Source organism: Amycolatopsis cynarae, assembly GCF_026802195.1.
Lineage (GTDB): Bacteria > Actinomycetota > Actinomycetes > Mycobacteriales > Pseudonocardiaceae > Amycolatopsis_E > Amycolatopsis_E rhizosphaerae.
Window position 1 is genome coordinate 307892 of sequence record NZ_CP113836.1, and the last position, 24350, is coordinate 332241.

Sequence of the window (24350 nt, forward strand, 5' to 3'; positions counted from 1 at the left end):
GAGTCTGCTCGGACCGACACGCCGTCGCGCCCGGATACGACGGCGCGGACCGATACGCCGACTCGCACGGACGCTGCTCGGACCGACACGCCGTCGCGCTCGGACATGACGGCGCGGACCGATACGCCGACTCGCACGGACGCTGCTCGGACCGACACGCCGACGCGCACGGAGGCCGCGCGCCCCGCGACCACCGGCACGGCGCGCACCGCGCAGCCGACCGCGCCCCGTGCGGAGGTCGCGGACCCGGCCCCGGCGAAGGACAACCGCCCGGGGCAGGGCCGGGGCGACCAGGCCGCCGCCACGAGCGGCGGACGGTCCGACACCCCCGCCAACCAGCAGCCCACCCCGCGGGACGGCCAGGGCGCACCCCGCGATCGCGACCCGGTTCGCGACGGTCAGCCCGGCCGTGACGCACAGTCCACTCGCGACACCCAGCGGCAGCCAGGCCAAACCCCGCCCCACCCCGACGCCACGCGACAGGACGGCCAGACCGCGCGCCCCGGCGGCCGGAAGCGCACGGACGATGCCGTCACTCCCCAGGACGCCGCGGCCGTCCTCATCGCCACGGCCTTCGCCGCGGACGCGCCCGGGATGACCCGCGACGCGGGAACCGTGCACGCCACCTCGGACGGCAGTCCCCATCCCGTCATCCCGTCTTACTCCACGACCTGGCGGCAGCGTCGCAACGGTGCGCCGCCCACCCGCTATCACGCGGAGCGGTTCGACCCGCTCAAGAATCCCGGCCAGGCGAACGGCCGGCTCGGCGGCCGGATCACCCAGATCCGCTTCGACGTCCGGCGGTTCGAGGTCGAGCCCGGCAAGTGGGTCAGGGAGCTGAGCGTCCCGCTGGACCTGCTCTCCGAGAACGGCTCCGTCAGCAGGGACGACCGTTTCGCTCTGGTCGACGAGTTGCAGGACAGACTCGACAAGCACTTCAACTTCAAGGAGAAGCACCGGTTCCCCAATGGGGACCAGCTCCACTTCAGTATCGACGCGAGGGCGGTCGAGGAGAAGGCGCCGAACTGGGACCGCGACCCGGCCAAGAGGGTGCCGGTCGACACCTTCGACTCCTCCCGGCCCAAGGAGACCCGAGAGACCGACCAGGTCCAGTGGGACGTCCGGGACAGCGTGAAGAACCTGCTCCACGAACTGTTCCACTTCTGGGGGCTCGGCGAGGGCTACCGGGACAAGAGCCTGCTGTTCGCCCACCCCGACGAGGACGGGATCATGGGCCCGCCCGGCCAGCGCACATTGTCGCTGGCCCCCCGGAACCTGGCCAAGATCGAGGCCGTGCTGGACCAGGCGGGTGACGTCATCGACCACCCCCTCGGCGCCGAACGCACCCCCGGCAGGCCGCAGCTCACCCTTGACGACCGGCCGTCGAGTGTCAGCGACGGCCCGTACGACTCGATGCACACCGCCGCGAGGGCGCCGCGGCGCCGGGGGCCGGACGACCCCCCGGTCCCGCCGCAGCCGGAGCGGTCCCGCCCCAAGCCGTCACGTGGCGCAAACCGCGACCTGCCGCGAGCCGAAGAAGAGCACGAGCTGCGGACAATCACCCCGTCTGGGACGGACAACGGGGAAGGCCCCAGCACGAGCCGGCCGCGGCCCGACACCAAGGCTGCCTCCACCACCAGCGGCGACGATGCTCCGAAGACCGGGCTCGCGCGCGATGCCCAGGAGCTTCGGGACCGGCTGCCCACGTACCTCCTGGCGAACCAGGGCGCCGGACCGTCCAAGCAGAAGAAGCCGATGCAGGGCGGGGACATCCGGTCCGGGCTGGCCGACATCGAGCCCCGGTTGCGGAACAACGCCGACCTCGCCAACGTCCAGCGGAAGATCACCGAGGACGTCAAGGCGTTCCTTGGTAAGGGGATCACGGAGACCCTCACCGTCGGCTCCAAGAAGATGGAGCTACATGTCCGCGCCGAGTTCGACTGGGGCGCCGTCCAGCTCAAGGACGTGCCCGCCGAGACGGGATCGCCGAAGACCGACAAGACGTCAGAGCAGCCGGATTCGAGCACCGGGTCGAGCGGTGACGGCGGCGGCAAGGGCAAGGAGAAGGCCGAAGAGGGCAAAGCTGCCGACAAAAAGGCGGACGAGGAAAAGACCCTCGACAAGGCGAAGCCGTCGGGCAAGACCGAGGTCAAGAGCGACAGTTCCAGCAGCACCGCCCAGAACCGGGACATCAACGCCTCGGCCTACTTCACCGCGGTTCCGCCGCTGGTGGCGGCCGTGGGCGTGCAAGCGCCCGCCGCGGCCAGCAGCGCGCACAGCACCAAGAACGCGGTCGAGGCCGCGCGGAGCAGCGGCATCGAGGTCAAGGCGTTGCAGGACGTCGAAGTCCCGGTCCGGCTCATCTACACCCTGCTCGGCTCCGACGGCCGCGCGGTGACCGAGGAGGGCCACGACAACACGGCCACCGGCACCGTCGAAATGAGCGTGCCGACCTCGTTCAAGAACCCGGACAAAGGCAACCCGCTGACCCACGTCGACCGGGAACCTCCGGCGAAGTTCAGTGTGGAGGAGGCGTTCTCGGTCACGCCCAAGGGCACGGACTTCTACCAGCAGGTCGCCGACAAGCTGCCCAAGCACCTCACGGACATCGACGCCAGCGGCAGGCGGGACCTGAAGAAGTTCCTGTCCGACGAGAACATCAAGAAGAACCTGCCCGCGATGGCGGTCTTCCTGCCCGACGACGGCGCCGCGGCCCGAGACCTGTCCGAAGTGGGCTGGGTCCGTTCGGACCCCCTCCTCAAGGGCCGGAAGGGCTGGTCGCGGGGGAACCAGCCCACGAAGTTCGAGATGCGCGCGGTCGCCCGCCAGGTCCGGGTCCTGGAGACCCTGCCGGACATCCAGCACACCGATTCGGACGTGCTGAAGAACAAGTTGACGGACAAGCACACCACGAGCCGTACCGGTGGCGGTTCCGTCCACGTCGGTGGGGGCGCGGACACGCAGGCGGTCTTCTTCTCGGCCGGTCCCGCGGTCAGTCTCAGCAACAACAAGCAGCGCGTGCAGGACAAGACGGGGACCATCATCGGCAAACGGTCGGTGATCAGCACCGGGAACGCCACCCGCTATCAGATGATCTACGAACTCCAGGTGCGCAGGCTCGGCCACGATCCGGTCATCCTGGACGGCCACATCGACGCCGTCCAGTGGACGCGTCAGGACCGCGCGGAGCGCGCCGGGCTGGTGTCGCCGGCCACGGACAAGGCGGCGTCGCCGGGTTCGGAGAAGGACGGCTCGTCGGGTGCGGACCGGGCTGGCACGTCCGGTTCGGGCAAGGCAGGCACATCCGAGTCGGGTAAGGCGGTGTCCGGTTCGGACCATGCCGGTCCATCCGGTTCGGACAATGCCGGTCCAACCGGTTCGGACAAGGCGGCGTCCTCGGGTGCGGACGAGGCGGGCTCACCGCCCGCGCGGAAGCGCTACCCCCCGGCACACATCTACGGTGGCCACTCGGCCGGTGGCGCGATGATCGACGACTTCGACGGTGGCGATCGGCTGCGCCGCAGCGTGGCCGACCTGCTGCAGAAGACGCCGGGGCACCGCTGGTACCACCCGACCTCGAGCAAGTTCATCCTCCCGTTCTCCTCGCCCGAGTTCAAGGGTGGCACTTCGCGGAGAACCGAGCTGATCCTGGGCCGGGGTGAGGACCTCGCGAACAAGCTGTCACCGACGCAGCTGTCGCAGATAGTTGACTCGATGCTCACGCCCCAGGGCCTGACCGTGCAGGTCGTCAAGTCCAGCCTGTTCCACGACTACGTCACGACGGTCACCCTGAACGCGTCGCTGGACGGCATCCACGAGGAGAGCCCGCTCAAGGTCGCGAAGGCCTCGGTCGGCAGCAAGATGAGGTCCAAGGAAGGACTGGACTACAGCGAGAGCGGGAAGACCTCCCTCGGACTCGGGGTACAGGCGCGGGTCCGGGGACCGCTCGGCGGCGCCCTCGGCACGTGGATCGGGAACCTCGGTTACAACCGCATCTGGAGCAAGTCCGCGAGCCTGAAGTCGGAGGACCAGCAGGGAGCCAAGCGCACCCACGGCGACAGCCTGAAGGAAGACGGCGACCTCGAGTCGCGCGGCCTGGTGCCGTTCTCGGCGAATCTGACGATCACCCCGACCATCCGGTCGTTCGTCCGGCTCAACGAGGGCACCCGAGGGATCACCTTCGGCTCCCCTGGCCGGACGGTGCCCAAGCTGGTCGACCGCGGCAACCTTCCCGGCAACGGGCAGCCCCACCCGGACGTCGTCCCGCTGCGCCTGCTGGTGTCGGAGAACCTGGTCAGCGACACGCCCCCGGACCCGCTGCAGATCACACCGCAGAACCGGACGCCGCTGGGGGCGAAGATCTATCAGTTGCGGCCGGGCGCTTCGCGGGCGTTCGACAACGCGGAGATCGTGGCCGTGCTGGGGGCCGGGCATCTGATCGACTCGGTACGCGAGCGGCTGTACGAGTCGTCGGGACACGACCCGCTCTTCGCCGCGACCGATCCGAACCACCCGTTCAAGAACCCCACGCACCACGAGCTGGTCATGGCCGCGGTCGGCCCGGACGCGCTCAAGCGCAACCCCAGCCTGTTCAGCGGTGTCATCGAGATCGGGGGCCTGTACCACGGGCGCCGTCGCGCTGATCTGCGCGCGGCGGCCGGGGTGAGCCTCACCCCGCGCAACCCGCGGCCGCTGTCCGTGGCGGAATACCGGAAGGTCCGCGACACCGTCGGCAGCAGCACCGGCGGCGGCACCTCGAAGGGGGCCAGTAACTCGGTCGGCCTGACCTCCTCCGGCATCGCGTTCGCCGCGGGCCCCACGCATGGTCCCGGTTCCGCCGGCGTCAACCACAGTCCGCTCGGCCTCTTCAGCGCCGGACTGGGGCTGCCGTCGTTCCGTTGGGGCCATGAGAAGGGTGGCGAGTTCACCAGCGTCGAAAAGGTCTCGTACGAAAACGGCAAGCCGGTCAGGAAGAAGCTGGTCTGGGTCGACGTCGACGCGGCCGTCGTCGGTGAGAGCAACTACCGGAGCAACTTCGACAAGTGGCGGGTGCGGGAGTTGTTCGGCGGTGAGCCGGACTCCGCGAGGACCACGAACTCCGGCGAGGCCTTCCGGCTGCCGCAGTCGGTGTTGATGTGGGCCACCGACGAGCATCTGGCCGAAATGGAGAACAGGTCGCCTGCCCCGCCCACGCCGGTGATCAACGAGCCCGACCGGGTACTGCCGACACCGCCTTCCCTGTCGAAGAGCGAGAAACCCTCCATCGGTCTGGGCGCCGTGCTGACGCAGATCGATCTCACCGACAGCATCCCGGAGCTGCGCAAGCAGCTGGCGGCCAACCTCGACGAAGCGACCGCGGCACGGCTGCTGCCCGCGTCCCGCCTGGACATCGACCACGACAACTACGGCGAACTGCGGCGGTTCCTCCGCAACGCCAACCGTTCCGTCAACAGCTCGCTCAACGGTGGCCGCATCACCCCGTTGCGGTTGGAAGACCGGTTGTCCGGCAAGACCTATTACGTCACGCTGCAGGCGCGCTTCGACGGGGAGCCGGTGTTCGCGGGAATCGAGCACGCGAGTGAGTTGTCCGGCTCGCAGTCCGCGAAGGTGAAGGGGACCGCCGAGAACAACCGGGGGCACACCCTCCTCACCCTCAGCGGGTCCGCACGTGCCATGGGTCGCCTGTCCGAACCGCACGGTCCCGGCTACGAGACCCAGACGACCGGACACGGCGGGGGCGCCGGGAGCTTCGGCGGCGGCCTCGACGGGGAAGGTACCTTCGGCAACAAGGACCGCAAGGACACCGCGACCGACGAGGTCACGCACAAGCAGTCGGCCAAGACCTCCGGGCCGCTGGGGGCACACCGGGTGCGACTGGCCTTCGACATCAGGATCGAGCGCGGTCTCGGGGTCGGGTCCGACGGCCTCGAGGTGGCCAAGGAAGTAGTCGCGCACGACTCGCGACAACGGCGCGATGTCACCATCGTGAAGCTGCCCGAGGAATCGTTCCCGCCGCCCTCCGCGGGACACACCCGCTACGGCGAGGCCGGAGCGATCGTGTCCGTGCCGCGTTCCGGGCACACCGCGATCGCCCTGGCGAACTGGTACCGCCAGCCGGGCCGGGTTGCCCTGCCCGTGCACGGGACTCACCACGTCGAGCACTACTTCGGCGACATGGCCAAGGTGCGGGAGGCCGCGGAGCGCGCGCTGAGCGACGGCCGCGATGGATCCAAACTGGACAGCGGGACCATCGCGGCCCTGCGGAACCTGCTCACCCCCGCCGCCCTCAAGGCGGGGATCAAGGGGATGGATGCCGCGACCGCCACGGATCTGGGGCTGAGGCCGATGGAGGGCGGCTTCGAGATGTCGCTGCCCGGCGGGTGGGGACTGGAAGTCCACATGCGACTGCGCAACCCCCGGCTCGGCTCGGTCAGTGGCCGGGTCGAGGTCGACGGCAAGGGGGAGAGCTCCCACGAGCACGCCGTCGAGGTCAAATCCGGCAACCAGTGGAAGGTGACCGCGCTGGCGCCGTCCGGGGGTGGCGGCGTAGTCCATCCTGGAGGCGCCAACACGATCGCCGAGGGCAGACATCCCTTCGGCTCGCTGTTCGCGGGCACGGTCCACCGCGTGCCGATCACCGGCCAGACCGGCTCCTTCGAAGCCAAGGGCGGGGCGGAGAAGGCCAAGTCGACCAGCCCGGTGTCCAGTGACGAGGTCAAGACCGACGACAAGGTCACCCAGGTCAACCTCTACGACGCCGACTTCCGCTTCGTCGCGAAGAAGAACCTCGGCACGTGGCGCGAGCGGACGGGCGTCGCGGACCTGTCCGTGTACGACGCCTACGCGATTCGCGGCAACCCGGACCCGGCGCACCCGCTGCCGAAGGCCCTCGTCACCGCGGCGACGACACTGACCGAGGCGGGCAAGACCTGGGACGAGGCGCTCAAGAAGCTACTCGGGCTGCGGAACAACCCTCCGCACCCACCGATGTCCCTGAAGGCCATCGACGAGGCGTGGACCAAGCTGGACGACGCGCAGACCGCGGCGGACAAGGCCGAAGCAGCCTGGTGGAAGGCCTTCGAGGGCTACCACCAGCAACTCGAAGCGGCGCGTGAGCAGGAGCGGCTCGACCGGCTCCCACCCGAACAGCGGCCCTCGCGCGAGGCGGAGCAGGTCACGGCGAAAGGGGAGCAAGCTGCGTCCGAAGCGGCGCGGCAGCGTGAGGCTGAGGCGGAGCGGGCTGCGGCTGAGGCGGCGCGGCAGCGTGAGGCTGAGGCGGAGCGGGCTGCGGCTGAGGCGGCGCGGCAGCGTGAGGCTGAGATGGCGCGGGCCGTGGCGACACCGCAGCATTCCGCGGGACTGCTGCCCGAGGTGCCTCGCCCCTCGGAGGGCATGTACCGGGAGATCATCGACCTGATCGACCAGCACCTGCGGAGCCTGCCGCCCGAGTCCTTCACCGCGGATTCGAGTCGTTCTTCCGATCCGGAGTTGCGTCCGGCGCCTTTGCGGGTGGCTCGGCCTGAGTCGGTGTCGTCGGAGTTGCGTCCAGCGCCCTTGCGGATCAACCGGCCCGAACCCACATCTTCGGAGCCGGGATCCGTGAGTGTCGGGGTTCGGAGTGGTGACGAGTCTCCCACCGCTTCTTCCCTGTTCCGGGAGCTGTACGGGATGCTCGGCCATGAGCCGGGCGACTCGGCGCCGCCGTCGCCCGTGTCGGAGCCGGACCACGCGGAAACCCGCGGCGTGATGATGGATGCCCGCTCGGGCACTGTGGACAGTCCGGTTCCGTTGGCGGATCTGGTGGGTGCCCAGCGGTTGGATGTGTCCGATGTGGATTTCGTGCCGTTGGTGGATGGCTCCGGCGACGTTCGGGGTGTGTTCTTCCCAGGGCCGGGTGAGTCCGGGGTCGTGCAGGAGGCGTTCCGGCGGGGTGCCGGGGAGCCGGGTGCGTATACGACGGTGATGCACCACGGCGAGGCCGGTTTCTCGGTTTGGCGGAAGTCGGATGGGCAGCGGGTTCGGTTGGATGAGGCCGGTGTGGTGCGGTTGCTCAACAGCACGGGGTTGCCGAATGGCCCGCTGTGGCGGGAAAAGCCCGAGTTGGTGGTGCTGAGTTGCCGCGTTGCCGATCCGGCGCTGGGTGACCGGCTGGGGAAGCTGGCGGATCTGTTGCGGCAGGACGATTACCACGGCGACGTGCGCGGTCCGTCGACGCGGGTGGAGGTCCTCGAGGACGGTACGATCCGCGTTCCCGACGGCAGTGGTGCTCGGCAGCGGTCGGTCACGCTCGGGCACGAGGACTCGCTGCCGGAGATCGAGCGGGACGCGCACGCGCCCGGCCCGCAGCACCCGGCGAACGCGAAGCTGGGCACGAGCGGACAGTACTTCCCGTCCGGGGACTTCGACCGCACGCTGATTTCGGATGCGCGCGAGTTCGGCACGACGGCGACCGATGGGCAGGGCGGCCACCGCTTCCCGATGATCGACGGTTCCCTTCACCGGTTGGCCGAGGCGCCAGGCCCCGCCGCAATTTTCACCGGCGAGAGCTTCCGGCGCGCCGCCCCCGGCGGACCGAGCGAGCTGCCTCTGATCAGCTGTCTGGCCGACGTCACCCCCGGACCGGACGGGCTCGGCTCCGCCTTCCTGCTGAAGGAGGCGTGGGACCAGGGGAAGCCGCTGAACAAGGTGCCGGAGGCGGAAGACTTCGTCACGCCGGGCGGCCCCGAAACAGCTCACACCCCCGCCGTCACGGCCGAGCGCGCCGTCGAACTCCTGCGCCGCCTGGACCTGACCGGGAACGCACGCACCATCGGAATCGAGCGCGACGAGCCGTCCGCGGAGCGCCGCTACACCTGGGCGGGCCGCGACCGGGTGCCGCCGCTGCCGCCGTTGCCGGAACTGCTCGAACTGCCGCGACTGGTGCACTCGGTGTGGCTGCGCGGTGCCCTGCGCACGGCCGAGGAGGTCGCTCGTTTCCGCGGAAACCTCGAACACGCCGTGCGGGTGGCCGGGGACCGGTGGCGCGTCGTGCTCTGGACCGACGTGACCCGGGACAAGCTGGCACGTGCGCTGCGCCCGGTGATCTCGGTGCGCCACGAGACCGGAAACGAGGACGACTTCGACCTGCCCGACATCGCCGAGATGTACGGCTGGGTGCGGGACATGGGCATCACGCTGATGAACATCCAGGAAGCGGTCGAGGCGGCGGAACTCGCTGCGCGGTTCGCCTCGGACACCACTCCGGACGGTGACTCGTCATCGTCCGGAGTGGACGGTGACTCCGCTGACTCCGGTGGCTCGTCGTCGCCGCGGGGGTACGGGAACGTCATGGACGAGATCCTGTCCCACTTCGGTGGCGTGTACCTGCCGCCCGACCACCGGGTCGACGACCTGGGCCCGTCCGGGAACGTGGTGCACACCCCGGCCGGGTGGGCGAGCGACGGCCAGGCGGCGGCCATGCCGAAGGGCCACCCGGCCGCGCCGCTCCACCGGCAGCCGGAGGTGGCGCTGCCGACGCCCGAGCTGACCGGCTTCGCACCCGCCACCGCCATCCCGGTCGTGCCGGGCACCCCCTCGGTGATGGAACTGAGCGAGCAGGTGCTCCAGGCGCTCCTGGACGGGCTCCGCGCCCATCCCGGCAACCTGAACCTCGCCGCCGTGGCCGCGCTGGTTGAGGGTTTCCCCCAGGCCGACGAGGTCTGGGCCACGGTGCTCACCTTGCTGGCCGCCCGGCCGGAGCTCGCCTCGCAGGTGCACACCGTGACGTTGCAGGAGGTCGACGAGGCCGGGGTGCCGCGGCGGGTCGTGTTGCCGCCCGGCGCCGCCGAGTTGCTCCACCTCGCCGACCAGCCGTCCGCCGCGGCGAACCCGGGTGAGTTCACCTACCAGGCCGAGCTGATCCGGCCCGAGTCGCGGCAGTCGGGCACGGAGCGGACCCGATGAGGAAGGGACCATCATGGTCGCCATGACCGAGACGACCGGCGGCACGCGGGCGGAAGGTCCGCTGGAAAACTGGTTCCTGCTGATGGACCCGGCCTGGCACCCGGCCGCCGAGAACGACCCGCCGCCGATCGAGGCCGTCGTCGGCCTGTGGCCGGTGGAGGACGAGGGGAAGATCGGCAAGTTCCGGGCCAACCCGGAGTACGTGCCGAAGGACGGGAACTCGCCGTCGGACCCGCTGGACGCGGTGCTGCGGCTGGTCCTGCAGGGGCGCGCCGAGGCCGAGCACATCCAGCTGATGCTGCGCGACACTCTGTTCGACATCGCGATGAACGGCGACGGCCGTCCGCTGATCACGAAGTCGCCGGACGGCATCCTGTGCGTTGTCGTGGCGACCGGGGCGCCGCACCGCAGGCGGGTCGCCGCGCCGGACTGGCGGCGGATCGACCTCGATGAGCTGGTCGAACTGCTCGCCGACGAGGTGGACGTGCTGTTCAACCCGGGTGGACCGGCCGCGGTGCGGCTGACCGGCGAACTCATGCGCGAGACGCTGCTGCTGGACGACGAGCAGGTCGCCGAGCTCTACGCGAACAGCAACCAGGACACCTCGGGCCTGCGGGTGGTCCCGTGGGAGCCCATGGCGGAAGCGATGCCGTAACGGCCCCCTTCACGACCGCAGCGCGAGTCCCACCTTGCAACCCCGAGGGTGGGACACAAGCGCCGGAGCGTGGGACTCGCCCGCGCGTCGTTCCCCCGGACGGCTGAGCGCCTGCTGCGGTCTCGTGCAAGTTCCGGCGAGCGAAGGGGAAGGTCGCTGGCCTGCGGGGGATCCCGTCGAGATCATGGGGACCGAGAACCGCTTCCGGACGAAACGCTGCCAGGGGAGGTCGGGCTGTGCTGGACGCGATCGCCGCGGCGGCAGGCCCGCTGATCTCGGTGACCGGCCCGGCCGGGGCCGGCCGCACGACGCTGCTCGCCCAGCTGAGCGAGCGCCTCGCCGAGCGCGGCGCCGCCGTGTGGGCGATGCGCTTCACCCGTGACGGGGAAGCGATTCCGGTCCGCTTCACACTCCGGCCGGGCTCGTCGCCGGACGGTGTCGCCGAACCCGCCACCCAGTTGCCGGGCGGGGACGCCTCCCCGTGGGCGTGGTCCCCGATCCGCCCCGCCGAGGGGGCCCGCGACGATCCGGCGATCGCGCGACGGGCAGCCGCCGCCGCGGCCGCACCGCTGCTGCGGGCCGGGCGGGAAACCGTGCTGCTGATCGACGACGTGCACTGGATCGACCCCGACTCGCTCGCCGTGCTGGCCGCGCTGATCCGGCAGCTCGCGGGTAGTCCCGTGCGGTGCGTGTGCACTGCCCGCGTGCCCGCCGGCCGCATGGCGCCCGAGCTGGGGGCCACCGTTCGCGAACTGCGCCGCGCGGGGCTCGTGACCGCCGTCCGGCTGGCCCCGCTGACGCGCGCCGAGCTGACGAGGCAGGTCACCGCGGTGCTGCAGGCCACCCCGGAGCCCGCACTGGTCACCCGCGTGCACGAGCTCAGCCGGGGGGTCGCCGCGGCGGTACGCGACAGCATCGACATGTTGCGGCACAACGGTTCCGTGGAGGTGGTGGACCGGCAGGCGTACCTCGTGCAGCGCACCTCCCCGGGGGATCCGCCCGCCCACAACCAGCTCGTGCAGGCGATCCGGGCACTCGGGCAGGCGGAGTGGGCGGCGGCCAAGGCGGTCGCCGTGTTCTGCCCGCGCGGTGCCGCGGTGCCCCGCCTGGTGGGGGAGGCGCTCGGCGTGCCCGAACCGGAGGCCGTCGCGCTGCTGGACTCCCTGTGCCAGGCCGGTGTCCTGCACCGGGGCCTGGCGGGCCGGTCGTGGCGGTTCACGGTGCCGCTGGTCGCCTCCGCGGTCGCCGCGTGCCTGGGGCCGTTCGAACGGCGCCGTCTCGCCGCGACGGCGGTCACCGCCGTCTGGACGGGGAACGCGACGTGCGGCGACACCGACTACCTCGCCGACCAGGTCGCGAACGCGGGCGCACTGGTGGACCGGCAGCGGGCGCTGGGCGAGCTGCTGAACCGTTCCGCCGCGGTCCAGCAGGACAAGGCCGAGAGCGCGGTGCGCTGGCTCGGCGCGGCCATCGAGCTGGCCGAGAACCGCGCCCAGCGCGCGATGGTGCTGCTGATGCACACCTCGACCTGCCACCTGCACGGCGACTACGAGCGGAGCCTGCGCGGGGCTCAGTCGCTGCTCGGCGCTTACGCCGACCAGCTCTCCCCGGACGCCGCGCAGGAGGTGCAGCTCATGGCCGTGCAGGGACTGCACTGCGTGGGCGACGAGGAGGCCCTGCGCGAGCTGGTGGAGCTGCGGCGCCGGTGGGCCGGGGGGATCGAGCACTCCGTCGTCACCCGTGCCTTCGCCCTCGCCGCGCTCGACCGCTGGACCGACGTGCACGAACTGCTCAACGGCGGCCGCGCGGCCTGGCGCGCGGGCAATCCGACCTCCGCCATGCTGGGGGAGCTGCTCGGCACGACCGCCGAGTTGTGGAGCGGGCGGTGCGCCCGGTTCGAGCAGAGCCTGCTCGCGCGCGAGCGGTGGACACTGCGGGCCACCGCCCGGCACCGGCTCGACCAGGTCGGCTCGCACGTGACCGGGCTGCTGGTGACCGGGGACCTGAGCAGGGCGGAGAAACTCCTCATCGACGAAGACCTGCCGGTGACCGCGCTGCCGCTGTACGACCAGGCGATGGTGGCCGCACAGCGCGGGGACGCGGCGCTCGCGCTCGACCTCACCCGGCGGGCGATGGCCACGACCGGCCGCGGCTACGACCCCGGTTACGCCGGAATGCTCCAGACCACGATCTGGATCCTGGTGCTGCAGGGCAGGCTGACCACTGCCCGTGCGCTGCTCAAGACGGCGCGGGCCGCGAAACCGGTGCTCGCTCACCTGCTCGACGCCGCGGAAGCACGGCTGGACCGGGCGCTGGGCGAGACCGGCCAGGCCGTGTCCCGGTTGCGGCGCGCGCTCGCGGACGCCCAGGAGCGCGGCCTGCTCGTCGGCGCCGACGTGTGCCGGGCGGAACTGGTGGACCTGGCGCTGGACGCCGGCGACCACGAGGCCGCACGGAGCGATCTCGACGCGCTGACCCAGGTCACCGCCACCATGCCGACCTCGCGTTCGACCATGTACCTGTTGCTCGCCCGCGCCACGGTCAAGCGGGACCGGGCCGCCGCCGCCGAGTGCCTGCGGCAGGCGCGGGAGCGCGGCCAGCCGCTCGAACTCGCGGTGGTGCTGGAACGACTCGTCAAGTACGGCGTGGGGGAGCCGGAGCTGCTCAACGAGGCATACGAACTGCTGGGCGGTCTCGACGCGCTGCTGGCCAGGGCGTGGCTGCGGAACCTGATGCGCGATCACGGGGTCTCCGTGCGGGGGCGCAAGGAAACGGTGGCGGAGAACGAGCACCTGCTGGCCATGCTCGCGGCGGGCGGGCTCACCAACAAACAGCTCGCGATGGCCCTGTGCACCAGCGACAAGAGCATCGAAGGCCGGTTGAGCAGGCTCTTCACCCGCACCGGCTACCGCTCGCGGATCGAGCTGTCCACCGCGATGCTCAACGGCGAGTACCGCCCTTAGCCGCGCTCCCCAGCGGTTCCCCCGTGCCGTGAAGGGCCCCTTCACGGCGCTCGAATCGTCACCGGGGCGGCAAGGTCAGCCGCGTTCGCCCGCGGCGATTTCCCGGATCCCGTCGGCCGGGACGCGCATCGAGGCGGGGGCGCCCGGGTTCAGCAGAACGTCGACCCCCTTGGCGGGCAGGGCCGCGGCCAGCTGCTCCAGTGTCACATCGCGCCAGGCGGGGGCAGGCACCCGTGTCCGGTGTCCGGGCGCGGTGGTCACCAGTACCGCGTCGACGCCGTCCGGAGCCGGGCGGACCAGCGCCACTCCCCGCTCGTCGACGGCGATGCCGAGCATCGTGGTGCGCAGGGCCGAGGGCAGGTCGTCCGCGCCGTCATCGTCCCGCGCGAGGCGGCGCAGCACCTCGTCCACCGGATCGAGCGGCGAATCCGGTGAGGTGGGCCGGTAGACCGGGTTCGGCTGGAACCGGCCGCGAAGACCTTCCGCGGTGTATTCCCAGGCGCCTGCGATGGCGGTCACCGGAGGGTCGGGTTCCTCCGCACTCGCCGTCCACAGTGGATCGATGACCAGCAGCAGGCCCTCGTCGGCGCGCTGGGCCGGTGCGCCGGTCATCGCGCGTCCACCAGCCCGGGCAGGTGCCGGAACCGGGCCGTCCTGGTGGACGGCACCCGCTCCCGCGCCTGGGACCGCGCCCATCGGTCCGCGGCCTTTTCCAGCGACGCCTTGGTGAACTTGTCCAGCGAGACCCGGTTGGGGTCCACGCGCCCTTCGGTGTCGATCTCGCTGGGGGACAGCTCGCGGAGCACGATCCGTCCACGCGAGCCGGAGCGGGGCTCGGTCCGGTCCAGCACCTTGAACCGGGTGCCCGGCGGGAACACGACCCGGTCGGGCACCGGGTCCTCCACCGGTTCCAGCAGCGCCGTCCGGCGCCCGCTCATCGACCAGACCAGCAGTTCGGTGTCGCCGTGCAGGGTTTCGCAGGGGGCGGTCAGCAGGTTGAGGAAGCCCCATTCGGTCAGCACCCGATTTTCCCCGTAGAACTCCCATTGCCGTTCCGTGGGGGTGAGCGCGGTCACCGCGGGGCCACGGAGCACGGGCAGCCGTGCCAGCCCGGCCGCCGTACAGCGGCCGAACCGCACGTGCTCACCGGCCCGGCCCGAGCGCAGGGCGGCGTCGAGGTCGTCCCCGGCGCTGCCCGCCAGGTACAGCCGGACCGCGAGCGCTTCGGTCAGGGTGTCCCCGGGGGAGCGGCCGGCCAGGCGCGGGTTGGCGGCCAGCACTTCGCGGACCCGCTCGGCCTCGGCCTCGAACCGTTCCCGCCACGTCTCCCGCAGCCAGGCCCGGTCGTCCTCGGTGACGGCGGTCGTCACCCTGGCTCCAGCCTCCGCTACCGGCTGCGCAACAACTTCCGGCTCCCGGTCCGGCCCGCGGTCGGGCAGGAGGAAGGCCCCGGTGGCGAGCAGCCGGGCGAGCCACGGCAGCGCCACGGATCCGGGTTCGGGTTCGGGTTCGCCGGCCGGTTCCGGGCCGGACGCGGACGAAGCGGTGACCGGTACCAGCGTGACGGCCAGCCGGGTGGAGTACTCGAGGCGGTCGCGGACCTCCTCGGCCACGGTCCGCATCCGTTCCTCCGCCTCGCCCGCCTCGTGGAACAGCCGGAGCCGCACGACGTCGACGGGAGCGGACCGAACGTGCGCGGCGTGTGCGGGCTCCTTGGGCGGCCGGACCCACAGCCCGGCGGCCACGACCTCCACCACGGCGTCCGGCGCGTACCGGAAGACGCCCGGAGTGATCTCGGGCAGCCCGGGCAGCGGTTCGCGGTGCGCGCGCAGGCGTGGCGCCGCCGGTTCCGCGCCACCGGGATAGGAGTAGACCTGCGCGAAGGTCTTCCAACCGTGGGAACCGTCCGGACGGACCGTGAAGACGTCCGGCAGGACGCCCCCGCCGACCGGGATGCCCGTGTAGCAGGTCACTTCCTCGCCGAGGGCGTCGGCGAGGAGGTGACCCAGCGGCCGGTTCCCCGGTTCCGGCCGAACGGGGCCGTAGTGGACGAACCGGACGCGGGACCGGTCCTCCGCCCCGAGCAGGGCCCAGAACCGCTTGACCTCGTCGAGGGGCAGCTCGGGGATGCGCTGCCCGCCGAGCACGACGGTGAGTACGTCGGGCCGGCAGGCGAGCGTGCGGACCAACCGCGTCCGGCTGACGGCCAGCCAGCGCTCGTCACCGTCGGTCCGCAGCCACATCCCGGCGGGCAGCTGTTCGGCGGTGGTGCCGGAGCCCAGCGGACTGGTCCCGGTCACCGCCGGGGATTCCCAGGCGGGTCGCGGAAACCGGCTGCTTTCGCGTTCGGGCGCCTGACCGGGCTGGAACCGCACCCATGAGCCGGTCCGGGTGTCCTGGCCGGTCGTCACGAACAGCCCGCCACCGGCCGCGGGCAGCACCCGGCCGTCGGCCGCCACCACCGTGCGGTCCAGCCGGGCCGAAAGCCATTGCCCCACCTCGAAACCCGACTCGCGGAAGGGACCGGCGAGCACCAGCCGGATCCCCCGTTTCTCCTTGGGGATGGCGACCGCCAGTGCCTCCCAGGCGTTGGCCTGCGAGTCGGGCGGCAGGTCTGCGACAACGAGCCCGAACTCCGGATCGGCGACCGTGGCGGCCAGGGCCTGCGCCTCGTCGGAGGCGCCTGCCTGTCCGTGAACCAGCAGCGCATGACCGATCTCCTCCGCCACCAGGTCGGTCTCGGTGCGGAGCCGGGCGCGGAGTCTGGTCAGCAGAGGCATGTTCTTCCCCTCGCTCTCGGACGCCTCCATGATCGCTGCCCACGGCCGCCCACGGGCGCGACCTGGTCCGCTCCCGGAGAGCACGCTGGGTTTCCCTCACGAGGCTCCGCGATCTCCGGCACTTTGTAACCTGGGCGCATGCTGGAAGCAGAGCAGGTCGCGACGGCCAACCGGCTGCTGGCCCATGACACGTTCCACGAGAAGTGCGTGCTCCGGCCGATCATGGATCAGACGACGAGCCGCTGGGCGACACTGATCGTGTCGGCCCTCGTCTCCGGCCCGCACCGCTTCGCGCAACTGCATGCCCGTGTCGGTGGCATCAGCCAGAAAATGCTGTCGCAGAACCTCAAGGCACTGGCCCGGGCCGGGCTGGTCGTCCGCGACGTTGCGCCCACCAACCCGCCCCAGGTCACCTACAGTCTGACGGAACTCGGGACCAGCCTGGCCGGACCGCTGACCGATCTCATCCGATGGTTCGGCCAGCACGGAGACGAGCTCCTCGCCGCCCAGAAGCGCTACGACAGCCAGCAGGCGTGACCGGGAATCAGCGCAGTGGCAGGCTTTCGACGGTGAACACGGGGCTGGTCAGCGGGGTGCCGTACAGGTAGGTGTCCATCTGGGAGTTGGTCACCAGCAGCCGGTCGCCGCTCACGGCGACGCCGGTGGTTGTGTCGGCCCCCGGGTAGGTGCGTTCGGAGACGACGGTGGCGGCGTCGTCGCCGGAGAGCCGCACGGTGGCGATCTCATTGTTCACGGAGCGGGCGATGTACAGCGTGTTTCCGCGCAGCGCGATGCCGTCGGCGCTGGTCAGGGCCGGTGCGGCGATCTTGCGGACTTCGCCGGTGGCGAGGGTGAGCCGGTAGAGCGCGCCGCTGTACCAGTAGCCGATGATCAGGGACCTGCCGTCGGGGGTGGCGACGATGCCGTTGCCGTTGGACTGGCCGGCCACGTAGTCCGGTAGGTGGTAGGCCACCTCCAGGGTCCGGTGGGCGCCGGTGGCGGGGGAGTTCACCTCGGCGGCCGGGATCCGGTAGACCACGGCGCGGAAGGAGTCGGTGATGTAGACGTCCCCGTCGGGGGTGACGGCCGCGTCGTTGACGAGGGTCGGCTCGCCGGTGCCGGGGACGGTGTAGGCGGAAACGAGCTTCCCGGCGTTGGTGTAGACGAAGAAGCGTCCGGTGAAGGCGCCCGCGACCAGCAGGCGGTTTCCGGTGATCTTGATCCCGGTGGCCTGCGTGCGGCCGTCCTGGCCGCCCGGCAGGAAGGGGGCGAGCGCCTTCGCCCCGAGGCGCCCGCGGTAGACGGTGCCGTCGCCAATGCTGGTGGTGTAGACGTAGCGGTTGTCGGCCGCGACGCTTTCGGGGAAGGCATTGCCGCCGTTGATCGTGATCGTGCTGTCCTCGCGGACATGGGCCGGTGCGGCGGTGGCGGGAAGCGCGAGGCTGACCAGGGCGGTGGACGTCGCGGTGAGGGTGAAGAGCACGCGCCGCCACGTGCCGTGTGCGCTGGTGCGGGTGGACATCGTGATGGACCTTTCCGGTCGACTCGGTCAACTGTCAGGGACGCAAGTAACCCTAAGAAACCGAGTACCTTCCCGGAAGTACGTACTTTTTTGTAACCTGGTGTCGAGCCGGGAACAAGGCAGGTCGCGACGCGGACCGGACCCTTGCCGGACCCTGGCCCGCTTTCCTGTGAGGGGTCCCCTGGCGGTCGTATCGACCGTCAGGGGACCCCGCACGGCAGCGGCCGACGGTTTTACCCGGCCGTTTCCGTCCAGGTGACCGGCAGTTCGTGGACGCCGTAGATGTTCATGTCGGTCCTGAGTTTCACCTCGTCCGCGGGGATGGCGAGCTTGAGGGTCGGGAAGCGGCGCAGCAGTCCCTCGAAACCGGCGCGCATCTCGATGCGGGCCAGTTGCTGGCCGAGGCACTGGTGGACGCCGTGGCCGAAGGACAGGTGACCGCGGGCCTTGCGGTGGATGTCGAGGCTGTCGGGGTTGTCGAAGCGCCGCGGGTCGTGGTTGGCGGCCAGCATCGAGACGACGACGGTCGATCCCTCGGGGATCGTTTCGCCACCGAGTTCGATGTCCTCCGCGGCGTAGCGGTAGAGGATGTCCACAACGGACAGATAGCGCATGAGTTCCTCGACGGCGCCGGGCATCAGAGCCGGGTCGGTGCGTAGTTCGACCAGCTGCTCGGGGTGCTCCAGGAGTGCGAAGGTGCCCAGCCCCAGCATGTTGGCGGTGGTCTCGTGGCCCGCGAGCAGCAGCAGGAAGGCGATGCCGGTCAGTTCCTCGATGCCGAGGTCGTCATCGCGGGCCAGGTCGGACAGGATGTCTTCGCCGGGCTCGGCGCGCTTGCGCGTGACCAGTTCGGCCAGGTACGTGGTCATCGCGCCGTACGCGGCCATCTTCTCGTCGAGTTCCTGGTCCCTGACCAGGAACTTGGCGGAGTTGACCTGGAAGTTCTCCCGGTCCGCATAGGGGACGCCGAGCATTTCGCAGATGACCAGCGAGGGTACCGGCAGCGCGAACTCCTTGACCAGGTCGACCGGCGGGGTCAGGCGCGCCAGCTCGTCCAGTTGCCGCTCGACGATGTCGACGATGTGGTCTTCGAGCTGCTTCATGCGTTTGACGGTGAAGGCGCCGGTGAGCTTGCGCCGCAGCCGGGTGTGGTCCGGCGGGTCCATGGCGATGAACAGGCCCGGCATCTGCGGGGACGGTTCGGTGGCGGCGGGCATGCCGGGGGTCTCGTACGGCACGTGGATCACGCCGAGGTCCTGGCGGGAGCTGAACCGGGTGTCGGCCATGAGCTGGCGGACGGCCTCGTAGCCGCTGACGAGCCACCCCTCGTGCCCGTCGGGGAAGACCATCGGGCAGACCGGACGGGCCTCGCGCAGCCGGGCGATCTGGCTGGGCGGGGCGAACGGGCCCGCGTCGCGTTCCGTGGACAGACCGTGCGGGAGGGGAAGCGTCTCGGTCATCGGATTTCCTTTCGCGGCGGTTGTTGTGGCCACGATCGCCGCCGGTCCTGACATGAGGCTGACACGGCTCTGACACCGGCCATGCCGTGCCGCTGGTCATGTCAGGAGCGCGTCAGGGGCGTGACAGGGGCGGCACCGATGGTGGTCGCATGACAACTTCGGCGATTGCGGTTTCGGGCCTGCGGAAGGCATACGGGGACAAGATCGTGCTCGACGGCATCGATCTGGATGTCGGGGCTGGCACGATCTTTTCCCTGCTCGGCCCGAACGGGGCGGGCAAGACGACGACGGTGAACGTGCTGACCACGTTGATGAAGGCCGACGGCGGGACGGTCCGCGTCGCCGGACACGACATCGCGACCGAGGCCAAGGCGGTGCGTGCGGCCATTGGGGTCACCGGTCAGTTCGCGGCGGTGGACGAGTTGCTGACGGGTCAGGAGAACCTGCAGCTGATGGTGGATCTGAAGGGCGGAGGAAACCGCGTCGTCACCGCACTGCTGGAGCGGTTCGATCTGGTGGAGTCGGCGCGGAAGCCGGTGTCGACCTACTCCGGGGGGATGCGCCGGAAACTGGATCTGGCGATGACACTCGTCGGCAACCCGCGGATCATCTTCCTGGACGAGCCGACGACGGGGCTGGATCCGCGCAGCCGCCGCACGATGTGGACGATCGTCCGTGAGCTGGTGGCCGAGGGGGCGACCATCTTCCTCACCACCCAGTACCTCGAGGAAGCCGACCAGCTCGCCGACCGCGTCGCGGTGCTCGATCAGGGCCGCCTGGTCGCCCAGGGCACTCCCGACGAGCTCAAGCGCCGGATCCCCGGGACCCATGTCCGGCTCCGCTTCGGCACCGCGGCCGAGCTCGACACGGCCGCGCGGATCATCACCGACTCCACCCGGGACGACGACGCACTGACCCTGCGGGTTCCCAGCGACGGTGGGACGAAATCGCTGCGGGATCTGCTGGGCAGGCTCGACGAGTACTCGATCGGTGCCGAAGGTTTCTCCGTGCACACGCCGGACCTCGATGACGTTTTCCTCGCCCTGACGGGCCACACCTCGGAGGTAGTCGCGAAATGAGCACCAAGTCCCCCTCGATGGTCATGTTGCGCCGCAACTTCAAACACATCGCCCGGAACCCGACCTCGGTGTTCAACGCGGTCCTGATGCCGATCGTCGTCATGTTCATGTTCGTGTACATGCTTGGAGGCGCCTTCGACGTCGGCACCAGGTACATCGATTACGCGACGCCGGGACTGATGCTGCTGGCCGTTTGCTACGGGCTGGGGGCCACCGCGACGTCGGTGAACTCCGACATGACGAAGGGCATCATCAACCGGTTCAAGGTCATGGACGTCTCGCGCGGTGCGGTGTTGACCGGCCACGTCGTCGCCAGTGTGCTGACCAACGTGATCGCCATCGGGGCGCTCGTCGGGGTGGCCTTCCTGCTGGGATTCAGCCCGTCTGCGGGTTTCCTCGACTGGCTGGGCGTGGTCGGCATGGTCGTGCTGCTCGGTTTCGCGGCCGGCTGGCTCACTGTCGCACTGGGACTGGCGGCGAAGTCTCCGGAGACGGCGGGTATGGCCGCCGTGCCGCTGGTCATGCTGCCGTTCTTCAGCAGCGCGATCGTCCCGGCGGAGAAGATGGGGCCGGGCGTGCGGCAGTTCGCGGAGTACCAGCCCTTCACGCCGATCATCGAAACCATGCGCGGGCTGCTCAACGGCACACCGTCCACAAGCGACGCGATCGTCGCCGTCGCCTGGTGCGTCGGCATCGCGCTGGTCGGGTACCTGTGGGCGCGCTCCACGTTCAAGAAGCGAGCGTGATCCCGGCCAGTTCGCGCCAGTCCGTCCGCGCCCCCTCCCGCGTTGCCTCGGTGAACCGCGTGTCACCGAGGCGGCGCCGCGTGGTCTGCTCGACCCGGGCCACGTCAGGAAGCGAACGATCCGGGAGCCCGCTCACCCCGGCGCTCGCCGCGAGCAGCCGTGCGGCCTGCTCGTACTGTTCACGGCGCAGCGCGAAGTCCGCGATCCCGACGAGCACCTGGGCGATCAAGAGTGGGTGCCCCGCCTCGGAGGCCGCCTCGAAGGCGGCTACGCGGTGTTCACGGGCCCCGTCGAGATCCTCGGCGAGGTAGCCGAGCAGGTCGTGTCTCATCGCGCGGACGTAGGCCCGCCCGCCCAAGTCGCTCAGCATCGCGGTCGCGGCGTCGAGTTGACGGCGCGCCTGCTCGACGTCACCGCTCCAGCGGGCGAGTTCGGCCTTCGCCAGCGCCAGTTCGGCCAGCGCCTCCGGCCAGGCGATCCGGTCCGCGTACCGCTGCGCCTCCGCTATGGCCGCCGTGCTCGACTCCTCATCGCCCGCGAGCCAGTACAACTGGGCCTGCCGCGACCGCATGCGCACGACATCCTCGACGGCGCCGACCTCGGTGACGATCGCGATCGCCTGCTGGTAGTGCTCGGACGCCCCGGCGAACTCGCCGCGCACGGCGATCCGCTCCGCCAGTTCGGTCAGGGCGAACGAAATCCCCCACCGTTCGCCGATCGCGCGGAACTCGGCGAGCGCCGCCTCCAGGTACTCGTCCGCATCCCGGCCGCCGTGGCCGAGCTGGACCCGCATCTTGCCGAGCTGCAGCCTGGCCAGTGCGCGTACCCAGGGATCCTCGTCGGCGGTCTGCGGTTCGAACGCGGACAGGTAGGCGTCCGGCCCCTCCAGCAGGCGCGCCAGCGCGGAGGTCAACCTCAGCACGGGGTGACGGCTCGGCACACGTCGGCTGATCTCGTCAGCCTTGCGGATCCACTCCTCCGCCTGATACTGGTCACTCGCCCGCCCAGAGGTCATGAGCCCCGTGACGAACGCGTACACCAGACCCCGGATCTCGTCGGGCACCTCGCCGGGCAGGGCGGTGGCCGCCATGATCAGCTCGTTGGCCTCGGACTTGTGCCCGCCGAGCCACCAGTACCAGGCCGCGGCCGCCGCCAGCCGCATCGCCCCGTGCGCGTCGCCCGCCGCGAGCGCCCACCGCATCGCGGCACCGATGTTGTCGTGCTCGGCTTCGAGCTTGGCGAGCCATTCCAGTTGCTCGGCGCGGCGGAGATGCGGCTCCGCGGTTTCGGCGAGCTCGGTGAAGTACGCGAGGTGCGCGCGCCGCGTCAGGTCCGATTCGCCCGCCTCCGCGAGACGCTGCTCGGCGTACTCCCTGATCGTGCCGAGCATCCGGTAGCGCGGCGCCCCTTCGCCGTCGGTGGCCACGAGCGACTTCTCGGTCAACGCGGTCAGCAGTTCGAGCACCTGCCACGCCTCGACGCTTTCGCCCGAGCAAACCCGCTCGGCCGCTTCCAGGCTCGCGCCACCGGAGAACACCGAGAGCCTGCGCAGGACCACCCGTTCCGGGTCGGTGAGCAGCTCCCAGCTCCAGTCGATCACCGCGCGCAGCGTCCGGTGGCGCGGCAGCGCGGTACGGCTGCCGCCGGTCAGCAGGCGGAACCGGTCGTCGAGCCGCGTGGCGAGCTGATCGAGGGACATGGTGCGCAGCCTTGCCGCGGCCAGTTCGATCGCCAGCGGCATCCCGTCCAGCGCCCGGCAGACGCGCGCCATGGTCGACCACGTGCGTGCGTCGGTGGTGAGATCCTTGCGCACCGCCAGTGCGCGGTCCCGCAGCAGCCGGACGGCCGGAGCGGACTCGATCCCGGCCGGGTCGGCGTCCTGCGCGGGCAGGACCAGCGGCGCGACCGGCCACAGCGCCTCACCGGTGATGCCGAGCGGTTCCCTGCTCGTCGCAAGGATCCGCAGCCTCCGGCACTCCCCGAGCACCCGGTGGGCGAACGCCGCCGCGGAGTCGATCACGTGCTCGCAGTTGTCCAGTACCAGCAGCATGTCCCGCTCGCGGAGCGCGGCGACTACCCGGTCCACCAGCTCCGCGTCCGTCGCGTCGCCGAGCAGCGCGTCCCGCAGGCCGAGCGCGGCGAGCGTCGCCTGCGCTGTGCTGTTCCCACCCCCCTGCCCTTCGGGCCCACCCCCCGTGCTGTTCCCACCCTCCGTTTTGTTCCCGTCCGCGCCGATGGCCGCGAGCTCCACGAGCCAGGTCCCGTCGGGGGTGTCGCCGAGCAGGGTGCGCGCGGTTTCCGTGGCCAGCCTGGTCTTCCCCGAGCCGCCCGGGCCGATCAGGGTGGTGAGCCGGTGCTCGGCGATGAGTCCGCGGACCGCGGCGACATCGGCCTCCTTGCCGACGAAGCTGGTCAGCTCGGCACGCAGGTTGGTCTTCCGGTCTTCCTCCCGTCGCCCCAGCTCGCCCCGAAGCAGCGCGACGTGCAGTGCGGACAGCTCCGGTGAGGGGTCGACGCCCAGCGTGTCGGCCAGTGTTTCCCTCGTGCGCTGGTACACGAGCAGTGCCTCGGTGTCGCGACCGGGCGCGACGAGGGCACGCATCAGCGCCGCGACAAGCCGTTCTCGCACCGGGTGCGCGGCCACCAGGTCGGTCAGCTCCGTGACCAGTTCCGCGCCGTGGCCGAGGCCGATCTCCGCATCGAACCGGTCCTCCATGGCCGTCAGGCGCAGCCCTTCGAGCCGGGTGACCGCCGCGTCGAACGCCGCGCTGTCCTGCAGACCGACGTCCTGCATGGCCGCACCACGCCACAGGGCGAGCGCTTCACGCAGCAGCCGTACCCGACGTGGATCCCCGTCGACGCCTGCCTGACCGAGGAGACGTTCGAACCGGACGGCGTCGACGGAGTCGGGTTCCACCCGCAACCGGTAGCCGTTCGGGTGCCCGTCGACCGACCCTTCCGGCAGCGCCTTCCGTAGCCGGGAAACCAGGCGCTGCAAGGCATTTGCCGCGTCGGCGGGCGGGTTCTCACCCCAGATCCAGTCGACGAGCGTCGCCTTCGGGACCACGTGACCCGGTTCGAGCGCGAGGGCGATCAACAGCCCGCGCAACCGGGCGCCCGGCACGTCGGCGAGGGCGCCGTCGCCCGTGCGAACCTCGAACGGTCCCAGCATCCCGATCTGCACCCGCCGATTTTGCCATGAT

Annotated in this window: 11 protein-coding genes; 6 read left to right on the forward strand and 5 right to left on the reverse strand. The window is 70.8% G+C overall.

Annotated features, from left to right (window positions below):
* Positions 1-105 precede the first annotated feature (105 nt).
* The 3 genes from ORV05_RS01550 (at position 106) to ORV05_RS01560 (ending at position 13560) form a co-directional block, all read left to right on the forward strand.
* A complete protein-coding gene (locus ORV05_RS01550) occupies positions 106-9942 on the forward strand; it encodes a hypothetical protein (RefSeq protein ID WP_268756664.1) in 9837 nt (3278 codons plus the stop codon).
* Positions 9943-9964: 22 nt separating this feature from the next.
* Positions 9965-10597 (forward strand): type VII secretion system-associated protein, encoded by a 633-nt coding sequence (locus tag ORV05_RS01555; RefSeq protein ID WP_407652665.1) that lies wholly within the window; start codon positions 9965-9967, stop codon positions 10595-10597.
* Between the two features lie 236 nt (positions 10598-10833).
* Positions 10834-13560 (forward strand): AAA family ATPase, encoded by a 2727-nt coding sequence (locus tag ORV05_RS01560; protein ID WP_268756666.1) that lies wholly within the window; start codon positions 10834-10836, stop codon positions 13558-13560.
* Positions 13561-13635: 75 nt separating this feature from the next.
* Here the strand turns inward: ORV05_RS01560 and ORV05_RS01565 are convergent, their stop codons facing one another.
* The gene (locus tag ORV05_RS01565) at positions 13636-14172 is read right to left on the reverse strand and encodes a type VII secretion system-associated protein (RefSeq protein ID WP_268756667.1); all 537 of its coding nucleotides are present in this window, start codon (positions 14170-14172) and stop codon (positions 13636-13638) included.
* Positions 14169-16340: a hypothetical protein gene (locus ORV05_RS01570; protein ID WP_268756668.1), complete on the reverse strand. Its 2172-nt coding sequence runs from the start codon at positions 16338-16340 to the stop codon at positions 14169-14171. The genes ORV05_RS01565 and ORV05_RS01570 overlap by 4 nt, the downstream gene beginning before the upstream one ends.
* A 138-nt stretch (positions 16341-16478) precedes the next feature.
* Between ORV05_RS01570 and ORV05_RS01575 the strand changes: the two genes are divergently transcribed.
* Positions 16479-16877, forward strand: a complete 399-nt coding sequence (locus ORV05_RS01575; protein WP_268756669.1) for a winged helix-turn-helix transcriptional regulator — start codon at positions 16479-16481, stop codon at positions 16875-16877.
* 7 nt (positions 16878-16884) lie between these two features.
* On the opposite strand, the gene ORV05_RS01580 is transcribed toward ORV05_RS01575, so the two are convergent.
* The gene (locus ORV05_RS01580) at positions 16885-17862 is read right to left on the reverse strand and encodes an SMP-30/gluconolactonase/LRE family protein (protein ID WP_268756670.1); all 978 of its coding nucleotides are present in this window, start codon (positions 17860-17862) and stop codon (positions 16885-16887) included.
* Between the two features lie 233 nt (positions 17863-18095).
* Positions 18096-19322 carry a cytochrome P450 gene (locus tag ORV05_RS01585; protein WP_268756671.1) on the reverse strand — a complete coding sequence of 409 codons (1227 nt, stop codon included), beginning with the start codon at positions 19320-19322 and terminating at the stop codon, positions 18096-18098.
* Between the two features lie 149 nt (positions 19323-19471).
* Here ORV05_RS01585 and ORV05_RS01590 point away from each other — a divergent pair, with 149 nt between their 5' ends.
* Together ORV05_RS01590 and ORV05_RS01595 are read left to right on the forward strand one after the other, a co-directional pair.
* Positions 19472-20401 carry an ATP-binding cassette domain-containing protein gene (locus ORV05_RS01590; protein WP_268756672.1) on the forward strand — a complete coding sequence of 310 codons (930 nt, stop codon included), beginning with the start codon at positions 19472-19474 and terminating at the stop codon, positions 20399-20401.
* On the forward strand, positions 20398-21147 hold the full coding sequence (locus ORV05_RS01595) for an ABC transporter permease (RefSeq protein WP_268756673.1): 750 nt from the start codon (positions 20398-20400) through the stop codon (positions 21145-21147). The genes ORV05_RS01590 and ORV05_RS01595 overlap by 4 nt, the downstream gene beginning before the upstream one ends.
* On the opposite strand, the gene ORV05_RS01600 is transcribed toward ORV05_RS01595, so the two are convergent.
* On the reverse strand, positions 21131-24331 hold the full coding sequence (locus ORV05_RS01600; protein WP_268756674.1) for a BTAD domain-containing putative transcriptional regulator: 3201 nt from the start codon (positions 24329-24331) through the stop codon (positions 21131-21133). The two genes, ORV05_RS01595 and ORV05_RS01600, sit on opposite strands and share 17 nt — an antisense overlap.
* Between the last annotated feature and the right edge of the window lie 19 nt (positions 24332-24350).